Annotated in this window: 11 protein-coding genes; 6 read left to right on the top strand and 5 right to left on the bottom strand. The window is 72.0% G+C overall.

The annotated features are described in order from the left end of the window. Positions 1-22: 22 nt before the first annotated feature. The gene (locus tag AC0N04_RS10580) at positions 23-4327 is read right to left on the bottom strand and encodes a DEAD/DEAH box helicase (RefSeq protein WP_474281317.1); all 4305 of its coding nucleotides are present in this window, start codon (positions 4325-4327) and stop codon (positions 23-25) included. 102 nt (positions 4328-4429) lie between these two features. Between AC0N04_RS10580 and AC0N04_RS10575 the strand changes: the two genes are divergently transcribed. After that, a complete protein-coding gene (locus AC0N04_RS10575; RefSeq protein ID WP_474281315.1) occupies positions 4430-4870 on the top strand; it encodes a YchJ family protein in 441 nt (146 codons plus the stop codon). Here the strand turns inward: AC0N04_RS10575 and AC0N04_RS10570 are convergent. Beyond that, a complete protein-coding gene (locus tag AC0N04_RS10570; RefSeq protein ID WP_474281313.1) occupies positions 4860-5321 on the bottom strand; it encodes a hypothetical protein in 462 nt (153 codons plus the stop codon). The genes AC0N04_RS10575 and AC0N04_RS10570 overlap by 11 nt on opposite strands. A 109-nt stretch (positions 5322-5430) precedes the next feature. On the opposite strand from AC0N04_RS10570, the gene AC0N04_RS10565 reads away from it, so the two are divergent. Then, positions 5431-6192, top strand: coding sequence for a pseudouridine synthase (locus tag AC0N04_RS10565; RefSeq protein WP_474281311.1), 762 nt, complete (start codon positions 5431-5433; stop codon positions 6190-6192). 53 nt (positions 6193-6245) lie between these two features. Next, complete coding sequence (gene rarD / locus AC0N04_RS10560; RefSeq protein ID WP_474281309.1) at positions 6246-7124, top strand: EamA family transporter RarD; 879 nt, start codon at positions 6246-6248, stop codon at positions 7122-7124. A 22-nt stretch (positions 7125-7146) separates the two neighbouring features. Here the strand turns inward: rarD and AC0N04_RS10555 are convergent, their stop codons facing one another. Continuing rightward, entirely contained in the window at positions 7147-7365 is a 219-nt protein-coding gene (locus AC0N04_RS10555; RefSeq protein ID WP_474281307.1) for a hypothetical protein, read from the bottom strand. A gap of 307 nt (positions 7366-7672) precedes the next feature. Between AC0N04_RS10555 and AC0N04_RS10550 the strand changes: the two genes are divergently transcribed. Beyond that, complete coding sequence (locus AC0N04_RS10550; protein WP_474282043.1) at positions 7673-8203, top strand: peroxiredoxin; 531 nt, start codon at positions 7673-7675, stop codon at positions 8201-8203. A 48-nt stretch (positions 8204-8251) separates the two neighbouring features. On the opposite strand, the gene AC0N04_RS10545 is transcribed toward AC0N04_RS10550, so the two are convergent. After that, the gene (locus tag AC0N04_RS10545) at positions 8252-9142 is read right to left on the bottom strand and encodes a hypothetical protein (protein WP_474281305.1); all 891 of its coding nucleotides are present in this window, start codon (positions 9140-9142) and stop codon (positions 8252-8254) included. Positions 9143-9278: 136 nt separating this feature from the next. On the opposite strand from AC0N04_RS10545, the gene AC0N04_RS10540 reads away from it, so the two are divergent. Together AC0N04_RS10540 and AC0N04_RS10535 are read left to right on the top strand one after the other, a co-directional pair. Then, the gene (locus tag AC0N04_RS10540; protein ID WP_474281302.1) at positions 9279-9500 is read left to right on the top strand and encodes an RNA-binding S4 domain-containing protein; all 222 of its coding nucleotides are present in this window, start codon (positions 9279-9281) and stop codon (positions 9498-9500) included. Positions 9501-9841: 341 nt separating this feature from the next. Beyond that, positions 9842-11608 (top strand): DEAD/DEAH box helicase, encoded by a 1767-nt coding sequence (locus AC0N04_RS10535; protein ID WP_474281300.1) that lies wholly within the window; start codon positions 9842-9844, stop codon positions 11606-11608. A 132-nt stretch (positions 11609-11740) separates the two neighbouring features. On the opposite strand, the gene AC0N04_RS10530 is transcribed toward AC0N04_RS10535, so the two are convergent. Further along, a complete protein-coding gene (locus AC0N04_RS10530; protein ID WP_474281298.1) occupies positions 11741-15265 on the bottom strand; it encodes a PAS domain S-box protein in 3525 nt (1174 codons plus the stop codon). Positions 15266-15489 lie beyond the last annotated feature (224 nt).

Genomic DNA, 15489 nt, shown 5'->3' with positions numbered 1-15489 from the left:
GCGCAGGATCGGCAGCTTCCTATCAGGGGGTGTCGAACTCGGCGGCCAAGGCGTCGTCGCCGCGCATCAGGGCCAGCAGTTCGGCCGGCGCCGGCGCGGTGCGCACGCCGTCGATGCCGTCGAGCACGCTGTCGGCCAGTTCGCGTTTGCTCTGGTGCAGCGCGATGATGCGTTCCTCCAGCGTGCCTTCGCGGACCAGGCGGTAGACCGTCACCGGGCGCTGCTGGCCGATGCGGTGGGCGCGGCCGCTGGCCTGGTCCTCGGCGGCGGGGTTCCACCAGGGGTCGGCGATCACCACGTAATCGGCCACCGTCAGGTTCAGGCCGAAGCCGCCGGCCTTCAGGCTGATCAGGAACAGGTCGCCTTCGCCGGCCTGGAAGGCATCGACGCGTTTGGTGCGCTCGTTCGCCGGCGTGCTGCCGTCCAGGTATTGGTAGGCGATGCCGGCGGCGTCCAGCGGCTCGCGCAGCAGGGCCAGGAAATCGACGAACTGGCTGAACACCAGCGCCTTGTGGCCGTTGGCCACCAGTTCGGCGGCCAGTTCGGCGAAGGCCTGCACCTTGGCGCCGGGCATCGTCAGCGCCGGGCTGACCAGGCGCGGGTCACAGGCGGCGCGGCGCAGCCGCGTCAGGCCGGCCAGGATGTTGAGCTGGGCCTGCCCTGCGGCGTCGCCGTTGAGCGCCTTTTCGGCCTCGATCAGTGTCTCGCGGCGCAGCGCCTCGTAGTGCGCGGCCTCCTGCGCGTCGCAGGCGACGCGCAACACCAGTTCGGTGCGCGGCGGCAGGTCGTCCAGCACCTGGGCCTTGGTACGGCGCAGGATGAAGGGGGCGATCAGGCGGCGCAGCGTGCGCTGGGCGTGGCGATCTTTCTGGCGTTCGATCAGCGCGACGAAGCGCTCGCCGAAGCGGTGCGCGCTGCCCAGCAGGCCGGGGTTGCAGGCGTTCATCACGCTCCACAGCTCGGCCAGACGGTTCTCGATCGGCGTGCCCGACAGCGCCAGCCGGAACGCGGCGCGCAACTCGAACACCGCCAGGCTGCGCTTGGCCGCGGCGTTCTTGATCGCCTGGGCTTCGTCCAGCACCAGCGTCGTCCACTCGCGTGCGGCAAAGGCCGCGCCGTCGATCAGCAGCATCGGGTAGGACACCAGCACCACGTCCTGCCGGCCCATCGCCGCCAGCGCGTCGCGGCGCCCGCCCGGTGCGCCGCCTTCGGCGTAGAGATGCACCTTCAGCGAGGGCGCGAAGCGCCGTGCCTCGGCGCGCCAGTTGCCCAGCAGCGAGGTGGGCGCCACCACCAGGGCCGCGCCCTGCGGGGCGCGCGCCAGCAGCACGGCCAGCGCCTGCAGCGTCTTGCCCAGGCCCATGTCGTCGGCCAGGCAGGCGCCCAGGCCGGCGTGGGCCAGGCGCATCGCCCATTCGAAGCCCTCCTCCTGGTACGGCCGCAGCGTGGCCTGCAGGCTGGCGGGCACCGCCGGCACGACGCTGCGCGCGTCGTCCAGCGCCTGCAGGCGGCGCGAGAACGCCGCATCGAACTCGACTTGCGCGCCCTCGCTGATCTGCTGCAGCCAGGGCGCGGCGACGTTGGGCACGCGCAGGTCGGCCAGTGCGCCGCCGCGCTGCTGGTGCGATTCGGCCACCGCCGCCAGGTCGTCCATGCGCTCGCGCAACTCCTGGGTCAGCGCCAGGTAGCGGCCCTCGCCCAGCGGCATGAAGCGGCTCTTGTGCGTGCCGGCCCAGCCCAGCAGCTGCTGCAGGCTGACCACCAGTTCCTCGTCCACCTTCAGCTCGCCTTGCAGGCCCAGCCAGTCCTGCCGGGTCTGCACCTTCAGCACCAGCTGGCTCAGCGCCCCAGGGGTGACGCGCACCGGACGGCCCTGCGGCCAGTCCAGCGCGGCCACCGCGTTCAGGCTGTTCAGCCGCTCGACCAGGGCCAGCGCCTGCTCGGGTTCGTCGATCTGCCATTCGCAGGGCGCGCCGGGCGGCAGCTCGATCAGCATCGGGCAGGCGTCGAGCACCGTCTCCAATCGCTCGCGTTCCAGCGCCAGGTCGCGCTGCACGCCCACCTGCTCGCCGCGCAGCAGGCTCACCAGCCGGGCGCGCCCGGCGCCCGGCACCAGGCGCGGGCCCTCGGCCGCGTAGTCGGCACCGAACGGAAAGGCCACCAGCCGCAGCTGCAAGCCGTCGGCCACCGGCTGCAGCTCGGCCCGCAGCCGGGTCTCGGCAACCCGTTCGCGCGCCGCCTGCGCCGCACCGGCGTCGTCGGCCTGGATGCGGAAATGGGTGCCCAGCCCGGCCAGCACCTGCTGCAGCTGGGCCGCGCCCTGCTGCGGGATGTCCAGCCCCTCGGCCCCCAGCAATTGCGCGGCGCGCTTTTGCGCCGGATTCAGCCGGATCAGCCGCGCGCGCTGCGGGCCGTCGCGCAGCACCGTCACCAGGCGCAGCGCGTCGAGCTCCTTCTGCTCGGCCGGGCTGGCGCCCCAGCGCGCCAGGGCCTCGTCGCGCGCCACGTGCATCGGCGGCTGCATGCGCACGCGCAGCCGCTCGCCCTCGCGCAACACCTCCAGCTCGGGGCTGGCCTCGCTCAGCGCCACCAACTGGTCGGGCTGGTCCGCCAGGGCCAGTGCCGGATGGTCGACCAGCGCGCCCATCGCCGCCGCCAGGTCGATGCGCAACTGGCGGCCATAGCTGTCCTGCCGGATCGCGAGCGCCAGCGGGGTGTCCTGTGGTGCCAGCGCCTGGGCGGTCTTCTGCAGGCGCGACAGCGGCACCTCCTTGGGCTTGCTCCAGCCGCGCACGCCCCGCTTCTGCTCATGCGGCACCAGCGCCTGCACCTGGCCCTGCTCCCCCAGCGACAGCAGCCACAACAGGCGCGTCGCGCCCTCGCCGCCATCGACCTTGGCCGCCGGACGGTCCGCGTCGCTCAGCGCGGCCAAGGCGGCGAGCGCGCTCTGCCAGCGTTCCTGGCCGGCCGGCACGAAGAAGCCGGGCGGCGCCGATTCGCCGCCCAACACCCGCATCGCCGCGTCGAGCTGCCGGGCCAGCACGACCAGGCCCGCGCCGTCGAGCCGGGCCTTGAGCCGTCCCGCGGCATCGGCCTCGGGGGCCGAGAGCGGCTCGGCCTGCGGGCCATCTTTCAGCCAGGCCCGCATCAGCCAGCGCCACGGGTCCAGCGGCGACAAGTAGTGTCCGGCGCGGGCCAGGTAGGGTTTGAACGGGCCGATGTCGCGCGCCTGCTCGCCCAGCTTCATGCGGATCGCCAGCGCGATGAAGCCGTGCGGCCCGTCCAGCACCGGCTCGCGCTTGCCGCCTTCGCCCAGGCTGAACTTGAGCGCCTTGGCGAGATGCGCCGGGCTGCGCTGGGCCAGCAGCGCCAGCGTCCAGGCCGCGCTCTGGTAGGAGGACAGCAGCAGCCGGCGCTTGCCGCTGGCTTTGCGCAGCCGCGCCAGCGCATCGTCCCCCGCCGCTTCGGCACCCGGCCAGTCGCCGCGCCAGGCGCGCACCGCCGCCTCCAGCCCCTGGCGCAGCGCGGCGGCCATCGGGTCGGCCGGATCGCGGGCCAGCGCGGGGCCGAGCACGGCGTCCAGTTCGTCCGCGCGGTCGGCCAGCACCAGGTACTCGGCGTACAGCCAGCGCAGCGGGTCGCTGTCGGGCGAGGGGTGGGCGGCCAGCCAGGCGGCGATCGATTCGATCAACCCGGGCTGATCGCCGAAGGCCGTCAGCCGCAGCTGCAGCGCCGTCTCAAGCTGCCGGGCCTGCATCGCGGGGTGCAGACGCGGCATCAGCTGCGGATCGGCGGCAGTCTGCGCGACCAGTTCCAGAAACTCGTCGACCTCGTTCAGCCCCCAGGGCAGGTGGGCGCGCCACGCCTGCAAGGCTTGCGGCGAGGCGCCGCTCAGCAACTCCAGCCGCAGCCGCGCCACCGCGGCCTCGACGCTGGGCAGGCGCAGATACAGGTCGCGCGCGCCGAACTGCGCCGGATAGCGGTCGACCTGGGCCAGGCGCACGCGCAAGGTCTCGGCCGGCTCGGCGTCCAGCAACGCGGCGTAGACCGCGCCCGTCTTCTCGGCCGCCACGGTCCAGTAGCCGATGCGCCGCGCGTCCTCGACGATCCACGCCCCGGCGGCGAGCTGGGCCATCGCCAGGCGCAGCTGGTCCTGCGTCGGCCGTGCCGTCACGCCCGGCCGCGCCGCCGGATCGGCCAGCAGCTCGTGGAGCCAGGTCCGGGCGCGCGGCACCGCACCGAGCGCCAGGCCGCGCAGCACCGCCTGGTGCAAGGGCGACAGGTCCGGCGGCGCGGCGATCGAGGTCAGGCGAGGGGCGATGGACATGGCAGGTCAGGCGAGGGGAAGGCATCGACGGTGAGGCCGTGCATTGTCGACGTGCGGCCGCCACCGCGCCGCGGCGCCCGGCGCTCTGCCAAGATACCGGCCATGATGCTGGACGACCACGCCCCCTGCCCTTGCGGCCGCGTCTCGCCGGACCGCGCGCCCGCCCTGCTGGCCTACGGCACCTGCTGCGGCCGCTGGCACCACGGTCCGCTGCAAGGCCAGGCCCCCGACGCCGAAGCGCTGATGCGCTCGCGCTACAGCGCCTACGTGCTCGGCCTGGCCGATTACCTGCGCGCCACCTGGCACCCCGCCACCCGGCCGCACGCGCTGGCGCCCGACGAGCCCGGCCTGCGCTGGCTGGGGCTGAGCGTCAAGCACCACCGGGTGCTGGATGCCGACCACGCCGAGGTCGAGTTTGTCGCCTTGAGCAAGCTGGGCGGCCGCGCGCACCGGCTGCACGAGCGGAGCCGCTTCGAGCGCATCGGCGAAGACGGCGGCCCGCCGCGCTGGGTCTACCGCGACGGCGAGCTGTTCACGCGCTGAACTCCTGTCGCACCGGGGGCGACGTCAGGCGGTGGATGAAGACGGCCAGCAACCCGCACAGCAGCAGCGTCACCAGGCCGCCCATCACCCGCACCAGCGTGACGACGCCGTCCAGCGCCCCCGCGACCGGCGCCGGCAAGGCGCTGGCCTGCAACGGGGCCAGCACCAGCGAGTGCACCACGGCCGGCTGCAGCCACAACCCGCCCAGGCTGGCCGCAATGGCCAGGCCCGCCAGCACGATGACGGCGCGCCGCGCCCATTCGTGGCGGCGCAACAGTCCGATCGCCACCGCCAGCACGCCCAGCGCCGCCACCCGGCCGGCCGCGTCGATCCAGGGCTGCCATCCGCTGGCGAACGGATGCAGGATCGCCAGCGCGCCCAGCACAATGAAGGCCCAGGCCACGACCGTGACCGACGTGGATCGGAATCCGAGGTAAACCGTCTGCGGCATCGAAACCCCCTGCGCGTCGGGCCTGGATCGGGCCCCGGCGCAGATGCTGAGCCGATCACATGACAGGGATTTTTCAGCCCGCCAGAACGCTGCCGCGACGCCACACCCGATGGACCCCGACACCCCGCTGCCCCTTCTCTACCGCGACGACGACTTGCTGGTGGTGGATAAACCCGCCGGCCTGCTGGTGCATCCCAGCGCACTCGACGCCCACAACAGCGACACCGCGCTCGCCCGCCTGCGCCGCCAGCTGGGTCCCGGCGGGCCGCGCTTCCTCGCGCCGACGCACCGGCTGGACCGCGGCACCTCGGGCGTGCTGGTGTTCGCCGTCCACGCCGACGCGGCGCGCCAGCTCGGCGCTGCCTTCGCGCAGAACCAGGTCGACAAGCGCTACCTGGGCCTGGTGCGGGGCTGGCCGCTGGCGCATCAACGCATCGACCACCCGTTGGCGCGCGATCCGGAGCAGCCCAGCCAAGGCCAGCCGCACCGCCCCGCCAGCACCGAGCTCACGCGACTGGCGCGGGTCGAATGGCCCTGGGCGGTGGACAGCCGGCACGACCGCACGCGCCATGCGCTGGTGCTGGCGCAGCCCGAGCAGGGCCGCCGGCACCAGATCCGCCGCCACCTCAAGCACGTCAGCCACCCGCTGCTGGGTGACGCCACCCACGGCAAGGGCCCGCACAACCGCGCGCTGGCCGCGGCCCTGGGGCTGGACCGCCTGTGGCTGCATGCCTTGAGCCTGCAGTTGGCTCACCCGCGCAGCGGCGTGACGCTGACCCTGGCCGCGCCGCCCGGCCCGGAATGGCAGGTGCTGGCCCGGCAAGGCGCCTGGCAGGAGTGGCCTCAGCCCTGGCCGCCGCAGCCCGGCTGAGCAAGCCGCCTGCGACAATCGGCGCCCCTTCCGATCCGCCCTGCGGCGCGCTCATGCAATCTGGCTTTGCCTCGGCCGCCCTGGCCTATGTGATCTGGGGCGCGTTCCCCTTGTATTTCCACCACCTGGCCCAGGTGCCGACGCTGGAAATGGTGCTGCATCGCAGCGTCTGGTCGCTGGTCTTCGTGCTGGGCGTGCTGACCTGGCAGCGGCGCTGGCGATGGTTGGGCGAGATCCTGCGCCGGCCCCGCTCGCTCGCGGTGTTCGGCGCCAGCACCGCGATGCTGTCGACCAACTGGCTGCTGTACGTCTGGGCGGTCCAGCATGGCCACGTGCTCGAAGCCAGCCTGGGCTATTTCATCAACCCGCTGGTCAATGTCCTGCTGGGGGTGGGGGTGCTGCACGAGCGGCCCCGGCCCTTGCAGTGGGCCGCCGTCGCGCTGGCCGCAGCCGGCGTGCTGTGGCTGGCCTGGAGTGCCGGCACGCCGCCGTGGATCTCGCTCGGCCTGGCATTCAGCTTCGGCTTCTACGGTCTGCTACGCAAGACGGCGCCGCTGGGCGCGCTCGAAGGCTTCGCGCTCGAGACGCTGTGGCTGGCGCCGCTGGCCGTGCCGGCGCTGGCCTGGGTGTCGTGGCATGGCGGCACGCTGAGCCACGCCGAACCGTCGCTGTGGCTGTGGCTGATGGCCGCCGGCCCGATGACCGCCGTGCCGCTGTTGCTGTTCGCCCATGGCGCGCGGCGCGTCACGATGGCCACGCTGGGCTTGCTGCAGTACCTGAGCCCGTCGATCCAGTTCGGCCTGGGGGTGTGGCTGTACCACGAGCCGCTGCAGCCTTCTCGGCTGCTGGGTTTCGTGCTGATCTGGGTGGCGCTGACGCTGTACAGCCTCGAAGCGCTGTGGGGCCTGCGGCGGCCGGCGCTGGCCACCTGAGGCACCGCTCGGGGCGCGCGCGTCACGCCGCGGGCAACACCGCCGGCACGGCGTACTCGCGGCCGATCACGGCCCGCGCGTAGAGATAGTTCTCGCGTGCGTGTTCGCTCAAGGCGTCCAGATCCACGTGACCGCCGGCATCGCAGGGAAAGGCCATCGCCCGCCCCTGGTGGAACAGCGACTGAAAGCGCAGCTCGAAGCCGGTATCGGCTTGCGGGCGGAGACAAAGAAGAGCGGCCACGGCAGGCTCCCGGTGACGGCACACCCCACGGTGCGACAGAGAGGTCAATGTGCGCCGAACCCCGGCCGTTGACAGCCGGCGCCCGCCGCGACCGCGGGTCGGCGCGGCACGCGACGCGGTGTCCGCATTTGTCCGACACGCGGTGGCCCGCCCGGCTCGCTCGCCGACCCCGCCGGCCCCTGACGCGCGCAGGGGATTCGCCACCTGCCGCGCCGGCGCCGGCCGCCGTTTGGCTATGCTCCGCCCGATGACCACCTGCCTGCCGCCGCGTTCGACCGCCCCCCTGCATCGCCTGCTGCGCCTGGGCATGGTGGCCCTGGCGCCGTGGGTGGCGGTGCCTGCGCACGCCGCGCTGGCGGTGGGCGCAGCGGCGCCGGACTTCAGCGTCGACGCGGCGGTCGGCGGCAAGACCTTCCGCTTCACGCTGTCGCAGGCGCTGGTCAAGGGACCGGTGGTGCTGTACTTCTATCCGAAGTCCTTCACCGCAGGCTGCACGGTCGAGGCCCACGATTTCTCCGACGCGACCGCGCGCTTCGCCGCGCTGGGGGCCAGCGTGATCGGGCTGTCCAACGACGACCTGCCCACCCAGGTGCGGTTCTCGACCGAAGCCTGCCGCGGCAAGTTCCCGGTCGGCGCCGATGCGGGCGGCAAGGTGATGACGCAGTACGACGCCCGGCTGATGATGTTGCCGGTCGCCGACCGCATCTCGTACGTGATCAGCCCTCAGGGCAAGGTGCTGGCGAGCTATGCCAGCATGAACCCCGACGGCCATGTCGGCGCCGCGATGAAGGCGGTACAGCAGTGGGCCGCCGCCCACCCGAAGCCGGCGTCCCCCTGAGCGCCGGACGCCCGGTTCAGGCCCCGGCCGGCGGCCGGGGCGGCGCGGTCAGGGGCTGGTGTAGTTGCCGGTGCTGCAGGCGCCCGTGGTGTTGAGGTAGTACTGCGACACCACGTAGCTGCTGGTGCCGGCGACCAGCTTGCCGCTGCTGCCGCACAGGTCGCCGATCTCGTAGCCGTCGGCCGTGTTCCAGGCCTGCGGATAGGCCGGACTGGAGCCCGGCGTCGGGATGTTGTCGGTGGTGGCTTCGGCGAACTCATGCGACGCGGCGAAGGTGATGAAGTTGAACCCGGCGTTGCAGTCGGGCTCCACGGCGTAGAAGATGTTGCCCCGCGTCATCTTCAGGTCGTTGGACGCGAAGTGGTAGGCGCCGAAGTCCACGCACGAGGTCAGGCCGTCCAGCGTGATGGTGATGCTGGCCGGGAAGTAAATCATGTACAGCGTGTCCAGGTCGTGCGGCGGCAGCACGCCGGCCTTGATCTGGTAGCGGATCTCCTTCCAGATGTCGTCGTTGGTCAGCGTGAACGAACCGTTGCGCGGCGTGATCTGCACCTGGCCGAGGAACTGGCCGCGCGTGATGTGCTGCTTGGTGCCGCGCCGGCCGTCGACGGCCCGCAGGAAGGTGTCGTATTGCGACATCGGATCGACGTAGGTGCTGTTGACGATCGCCGCCGAGAAGCCGGGAATGCCCGCCACCGTCGTCGGGTTGACGTCCGGTCCCCACATCACCGAGACCACCTTGGCGCTGGCCAGCACCGAGCCGCCGAAGTACTCCATCGCGCCGCTGGCCGCCTGCGGCATGCGTCCGGTCCGCGCGAGATAGTCGGGTGTCGGAAAGATGTGATACGCGCCGACGCGCTCGGCCCGCGCCGTCGTCATCAGGCCCCAGGCCATCACGGCCAGGACACAAAGAATCCCTTTGCGCAACAAGCAAGACATGGAGAACCTCCGGTTCGTCGGTGATGGGCTGAGCCCAGGAGGCCCGAACGGTGTCACGCGGCCCCGCGGCTGGCAATCCCTTCCCCCTTGTTCGCGGGCCGCGGTGTCGGCCGAGGGCCGCGGCGACAATCGCCCGATGGATGAACTCGATTTCGAATTGCGCGGCGAACACATCGCCCTCGACGCCTTGCTCAAGGCCACCGGCCTGGCCCCCAGCGGCGGCAGCGCCCGGGTGCTGATCAGCGAGGGCCAGGTGCGGGTCGACGGTCAGACCGAACTGCGCAAGACCTGCAAGATCCGCGCAGGCCAGCAGGTGGGCTTCGGCGACGTGCGCATCCTGGTGCGGGCCGGTGCCTGAAGCGGGCTCGAAAAGGGGTCTCGCCTTTTTTCAGGGTTTACGCTAGAATCGCGGGCTGCATTGAAAAAGTCCTGTCGGAAACATGTCGCCGTACCCAAGTTCAGCTTGGGAGCCACGCGGTGAACTTCCCCGATCAGCGCTTTCCTCGCTGCTGATTCGTCCATCCCCTCTGACCTCTCCGGTTTGATGGCCGCACCGAACCCGTTCGGTGTGAGCCCTTGAAGGCCTGACCAGGCGCATCTCGTGCGCGCTGACAGGCACGGTCGGCGGCGATGTTTGCCCCTACCGTGCGTCCCCGTCGCCCTGCGCAGTCATGGCGAAAGGCGCCTTTGGAAAAAACCATGAGCTTTGAATCTCTCGGCCTCGATGAGGCCCTGGTCCGCGCGTTGACCACCGCTGGCTACGAACACCCCACCGACGTGCAAGCGCGCGCCATTCCCGCCGCGCTGGCCGGGCGCGACCTGCGCGTGTGCTCGAACACCGGCAGCGGCAAGACCGCGGCCTTCGTGCTGCCCGCGCTGATGAAGGTGCTGGCGGCCCGTCAGGACCCGGCGCAGAAGCCCAAGAAGGGCGAGATCCGCGGCCCGCGCATCCTGGTGCTGGTGCCGACCCGCGAACTGGCGCTGCAAGTCGCCAAGGCGGCCTCGAACTACGGCCGCAACGTGCCCTTCCTGCAGGTGGCCAGCGTGGTCGGTGGCGTGCCCTACCCGGCTCAGCTCAAGGCCTTGCGCAGCCCGCTGGACCTGCTGATCGCCACCCCGGGCCGCCTGATCGATCACATCGAGAGCGGACGCTGCGTGCTCGAGAACGTCGAAATGCTGGTGCTCGACGAAGCCGACCGCATGCTGGACATGGGCTTCATCGAAGACATCGAGCACATCGCCGCCCGCCTGCCGGCCAAGCGCCAGACCCTGATGGCCAGCGCCACCTTCGCCGGTGAAGTCGGCCGCCTGGCCCAGCGCCTGCAGAACGAAGAGGTCGAGCGCATCGAGATCACCGGCCACACCGACAAGCACGAAAGCATCACCCAGCAGCTGATGTGGGCCGACGACCTGGACCACAAGCACGCCCTGCTCGACCACCTGCTGACCGAACGCGACGTCGACCAGGCGGTGGTCTTCACCAGCACCCAGATCGACGCCGACCGCCTGGCCGACCGCCTGAACGAGATGGGCCACTCGGTCGCCGCGCTGCACGGCGGCATGCCGCAAGGCCGCCGCAACCGCGTGCTGCAAGGCCTGCGTTCGCGCCAGCTGCGCATCCTGGTGGCGACCGACGTGGCCGCCCGCGGCATCGACGTGCCGACCATCACCCACGTCATCAACTACGGCCTGCCGCTGAAGGCCGAGGACTACGTGCACCGCATCGGCCGCACCGGCCGTGCCGGCCGCTCGGGCCGTGCCGTGACGCTGGCCGACCGGCGCGACCTGCCGATGATCCGCCGCATCCAGCACTACACCACGCAGCCGATCCCGGTGGCGACCGTGGCCGGCCTGGAACCGCAGCGCGCCGCGCCCGACACCCTGGGCCGCGCCGTGCGCGATGGCGCCCCGCGTGGCAAGGGCGGCTACGGCGGTGGCTACCAGGGCAACCGCCCGAACAACTTCCGCAGCGGCCCGCGCGACGCCGGCCCGTTCCCGCGCCGCGAAGGCTTCGGCGGTGAGCGTGCGCCGTTCGAGCGTGGCAACGACCGCGGCGGCTTCGGCGAACGCGCCCAGGGCGATCGGCCCCCGTTCGGCGATCGCGGCAACGGCTTCGACCGTCCGCAGCGTCCGGCCTTCGCCGACCGCGGCGGCAACGCCGGCGGCGGCTACTTCGACCGCAAGGCCGGTGCCGGCAACGGCTATGGCGAGCGGCCGCGTTTCACCGAGCGCGCCGACCGCGGCCCGTTCGAGCGCCGCCCGGAAGGCGCGCCGGGCCAGGCGCCGCGGGGTGCTGCCGGCGGCTTCCGTCCGGCCCATGACGGCGGGTTCAAGCCGCCGCACGAAGGCGGTTTCAAGCCGCGCCACGAAGGCGGGTTCCACCCCGCCGGCAAGCCCGCGGCCGGCAAGTCGCGCTTTGCCAGCAGCGGCCCGAGCTTCGGCAAGCGCCAGCGCAAGGACGTGTAAGGCGTTCGGGAGGCGACCGCGTCGCCCCCTTCGTCTGCCTGGGGCTCAGCCATCGCTGAGCCCTTTTTTTTGCCCGGCGCGCCACCGCACGCGCTTCCAGCCACCAGCCATCGGCCCGCGGCCCGGCCCGGCTCACGGCGCCGGGGTTGGCGTGTCCGCGCCGGAACCCGGCCGGTCGCGCTCCAGCCACTTGAGCAGCACCGCATAGAGCGACGCCGGGTCCACCGGCTTGGTGATGAAATCGTTCATCCCCGCGGCCCGGCAGGCCTGCCTATCCTCGTCGAACGCGTTCGCGGTCAGCGCCAGGATGGGGCGCGCCTGCCAGCCGGGCAACGCCCGGATGAGCTGCGTCGCCTCGATCCCGCCCATCTCGGGCATCTGCATGTCCATCAGCACCAGGTCGTAGACCCGGCGCCGCGCCAGCGCCACCGCCTGGCGCCCGTCGGACGCGGTGTCCACCTGCAGGCCGACCCGCTCCAGGATGGCCTGGGCCACCTCCTGGTTGATCGCGTTGTCCTCGGCGAGCAGGATGCGCGCGCCCGGGTGGCGCTGGCGCAGCCTGTCCTCGAACGATCCCGCAGCGGCGTCCGAAGGCAGCGTGGCCAGCGCGTGGCCGCGGCGCAAGGTGGCGGTGAACCAGAACGTGCTGCCCGCACCCGGCTCGCTGTCGACGCCGCATTCGCCCCCCATCAGCTGCGCGAGCCGCTTGGTGATCGCCAGGCCCAAGCCGGTCCCGCCATAGCGGCGCGTGGTCGAGTTGTCGGCCTGCTCGAAAGCCTTGAACAGCCGCGCACGCTGTTCGGCCGACAGGCCGATGCCGGTGTCCTCGACCGAGAAGCGGACCACCAGGTCGCGCTCGCGCGCTTCGTCAACCCGGGCGCGCAGCGCGATCCGCCCGCGTTCGGTGAACTTGACGGCGTTGGCGGCGAAGTTGAGCAGCGCCTGGCGCAGGCGCGTCGCGTCGCCCCACAGCCAGGGCGGAACGTCCCCGGCATCGACCTCGATCGCGATCCCCTTGGCGCGGGCCGCGTCGCCGATCATCGACTGCACGTTGTCGAGCACGGTCGACAGCAGAAAGTCGCCCTCGTCGAGCGACACCTGGCCGGCCTCGATCTTGGACAGGTCGAGCACGTCGCTGATGACCGACAGCAGGTGCTGCCCGGCCTCGTCGAGCTTGTCCAGGCGCGCCGCCTGCAAGGGCGTGATGCCGCCGCTGCGCAGCAGGTGGCTGAGCCCGAGGATTGCGTTCAGCGGCGTGCGGATCTCGTGGCTCATGTTGGCCAGGAAGGCACTCTTGGCCCGGTTGGCGCCTTCGGCGGCGTCGCGGTCGGCGCGGGTCCGAAGGGCCTCGATGCCGAAGGTCAGGTTGCGGGCCAGCTCCTTCAGCGACTCGACCTCCTCGGGATCGAAGGCATCCGCTTCCGCCGAATAAATGGTGAGCGCACCCAGCGTGCGGTCGGCGCTGACCAGCGGCAGCGCGACGCTCGCCTGGTAGCCCCGCTCCAACGCGGCCGTCCGCCAGGGCGCCATCGCCGGATTGCGGGTCCAGTCCTGGTTGACCTGCGCGCACCGGGTCCGGATCGCGGTGCCGGTCGGCCCCTGGCCGAGGGCGCTGGCGCCGTCCCACGAGATCCGGATCTTGTCGAGATAGCCGTCGTCGGCGCCCGCCGAGGCGACCGGGTGCACCGACTTATGGACGTCGTTCTCGGCATAGCCGATCCAGGCCATCAGGTACCCGCCGTCGTCGACCATCACGCGGCAGACCTCGCGCACCAGCCGGGCTTCGTCGGCCGACTTGACCAGCGCGAGATTGCTGCTGCTGAGCACCCGCAGCGCGCGGTTGGCGCGGTGCAGGCGCTCCTCGGCGCGCCGCGCCTGCGTGACGTCGCGCGAGACGCCGAAGACGCCGAAGGCGCGGCCGTCCTCGTCGAACAGCGGGCCCTTCGCGCTGACGCTGATGCGCTCGCCGTCCGGCATTGGGAAGCGCTCCTCGAAGACCTGAACGCTGCCGGACTCGATCACCGCACGATCGTTGGCCATCAGCCGGGCCGCCACCTCCGGGCTGAACAAGGCCAGATCGGTGTGCCCCAGCACCTGCTCGCGCGCCAGGCCGTCCTGCGCGGCACCGGCCCGGTTGTAGAAGATGTAGCGTCCTTCCAGGTCCTTGGCGTAGATGGCGTCGGCCGAGTTCTCGGTGATGGCCTCGTGCAGCCGCAGCGTGCGCAACTGGCGGCGCTGCTCGTCGCGCTCGCGGTGGGCCTGCTCGAGCGCGCTGCGCTGGGCCTCCTGCAAGGCGGCTTCGGTGCGCTTGCGGGCTGTGATGTCGCGCGCGATCTTGGACACCGCGATCACCTGGCCGGCATCGTCCCGGATCGGCGAGATGGTCAGCGACACGTCGATGTCGCGGCCGTCCTTGTGGCGGCGGACGGTTTCCAGGTGGTCGACCGTCTCGCCGCGGGCGACCCGCGCCAGAATGCCTTCCTCTTCGGCCAGGCGGTCGGGCGGGAACAGCATCGTCAGCGACTGGCCGATCGCTTCGTCCGCACGGTAGCCGAAGATCCGCTCGGCGCCTCGGTTCCAGCTGCTGATCACGCCCTGGAGCGACTTGCGGATGATCGCGTCGTCGCTGAACTCGACGATCGCCGCCGCCTCGCGCTCGGACGCCAACTGCTGTGCCACCAGCGCGTCGAGCGCGCGCTGGCGGCGCTGCAGCGTGACCAGGCCGATCGAGGTGGCGGCGGCGAACAGCAGGTAGAGCAAGGCATCCAGCGCGGTCTGCCGGCGCCAGCGGGCGAACATCGCGTCGACACTGCGGCTGACCGACACCACGATCGGCGGCTCCAGCCCGGGCGGGCGAACGGTGCGGACCGCGAACAGGCGCTTCTCGCCATTGACCACGCTGGTCGCCGCGGACAGGGTCAGGACCTGGCCCGACCGGACGTGACGCCAGAACGCCGTCCCCGGCAGGTCCAGGTGCAGGCCGGTCGCCTGGGCCACGGGGGGCTCGACCAGCATGACCGTGCCGTTGCCGTGGGCCACCAACACCCGGACGTCGGGCGCGTAGCGCAGCGACCCGGCCAGCCTGCGCAGGAAGTCGGGCGCGAGCGTCGCGCTGACCACGCCGTCGAAGGCGCCCGCCCGGTCGAGCACGACGACCGAGAGCGTCATCGCGGCGGCGCCGCGGGCATCGACCTCCGGAGGGGCAAGGAAGACCCGCCCGGGGTCCGGCTGCGCGCGGGCCTGGCGGAAATAGGCGCGATCGGCCTCGTGGCGGCCGACGACGCCGGGCACGCTGGCCGCCACGACCTGCCCGCTGCGATCGACCAGTCGCATCTCCGCCAACGCGGGCGCCACCCCGCACAGCGCCTGGAGTCGCGTCGAGGCGTGCCGGCCGAGATCATCGGCTCGCCAGGCGGGCAAAGAGGCCCGCACGCTGCGCGTCGCGGCCGCAATGCCCGCGAGTTGCTCGGTCAGGCTTTCATCCATCGCCAGCGCCTGCGAGGCCAGCAGCGCACGCTGCTCGGTCTCGATCTCGCGGTGGCTGGCGTAACGACCCCACGCGACCAGCAGGCCCAGCGCGATCAGCCCGGCCGCCAGCAGCAGCCATTCGCGCCGCCCAATGGCTCCGCCGCCGGCCGGCCGCGATGGCCTCGTCATGGTGCGGAGCCGGGATCGATCTGGCATGCTGACATGAACGTGTAGACGACAACCATGGTGTCAGGAGATTTCAGACCGGCGGCCTGCGCAGCGGATGGCCGTGGCAACTCCCAAGTATGCCGCTGCACGTCTGATGTCGGCCGCCACGGCAGGAACTGAAGCCCCCCGATCGGGGTATGGACGACCGCGCCGGAAGCGGTCACCGCCCGCCCCACTACACTGCC

This window comes from Ideonella sp. sgz306126 (assembly GCF_056032705.1).
The sequence above is the reverse complement of the archived record's forward strand: the minus strand, read 5'-3'. Positions and strand labels throughout refer to the sequence as shown.

Bases quoted from the DNA above. Each gene is read 5' to 3' on its own strand.
- AC0N04_RS10530 (WP_474281298.1), bottom strand. From the start codon at position 15,265: ATGACGAGGCCATCGCGGCCGGCCGGCGGCGGAGCCATTGGGCGGCGC.
- AC0N04_RS10580 (WP_474281317.1), bottom strand. From the start codon at position 4,327: ATGTCCATCGCCCCTCGCCTGACCTCGATCGCCGCGCCGCCGGACCTG.
- AC0N04_RS10575 (WP_474281315.1), top strand. From the start codon at position 4,430: ATGATGCTGGACGACCACGCCCCCTGCCCTTGCGGCCGCGTCTCGCCG.
- AC0N04_RS10545 (WP_474281305.1), bottom strand. From the start codon at position 9,142: ATGTCTTGCTTGTTGCGCAAAGGGATTCTTTGTGTCCTGGCCGTGATG.
- AC0N04_RS10550 (WP_474282043.1), top strand. From the start codon at position 7,673: ATGGTGGCCCTGGCGCCGTGGGTGGCGGTGCCTGCGCACGCCGCGCTG.
- AC0N04_RS10535 (WP_474281300.1), top strand. From the start codon at position 9,842: ATGAGCTTTGAATCTCTCGGCCTCGATGAGGCCCTGGTCCGCGCGTTG.
- AC0N04_RS10540 (WP_474281302.1), top strand. From the start codon at position 9,279: ATGGATGAACTCGATTTCGAATTGCGCGGCGAACACATCGCCCTCGAC.
- rarD (WP_474281309.1), top strand. From the start codon at position 6,246: ATGCAATCTGGCTTTGCCTCGGCCGCCCTGGCCTATGTGATCTGGGGC.
- AC0N04_RS10570 (WP_474281313.1), bottom strand. From the start codon at position 5,321: ATGCCGCAGACGGTTTACCTCGGATTCCGATCCACGTCGGTCACGGTC.
- AC0N04_RS10565 (WP_474281311.1), top strand. From the start codon at position 5,431: ATGGACCCCGACACCCCGCTGCCCCTTCTCTACCGCGACGACGACTTG.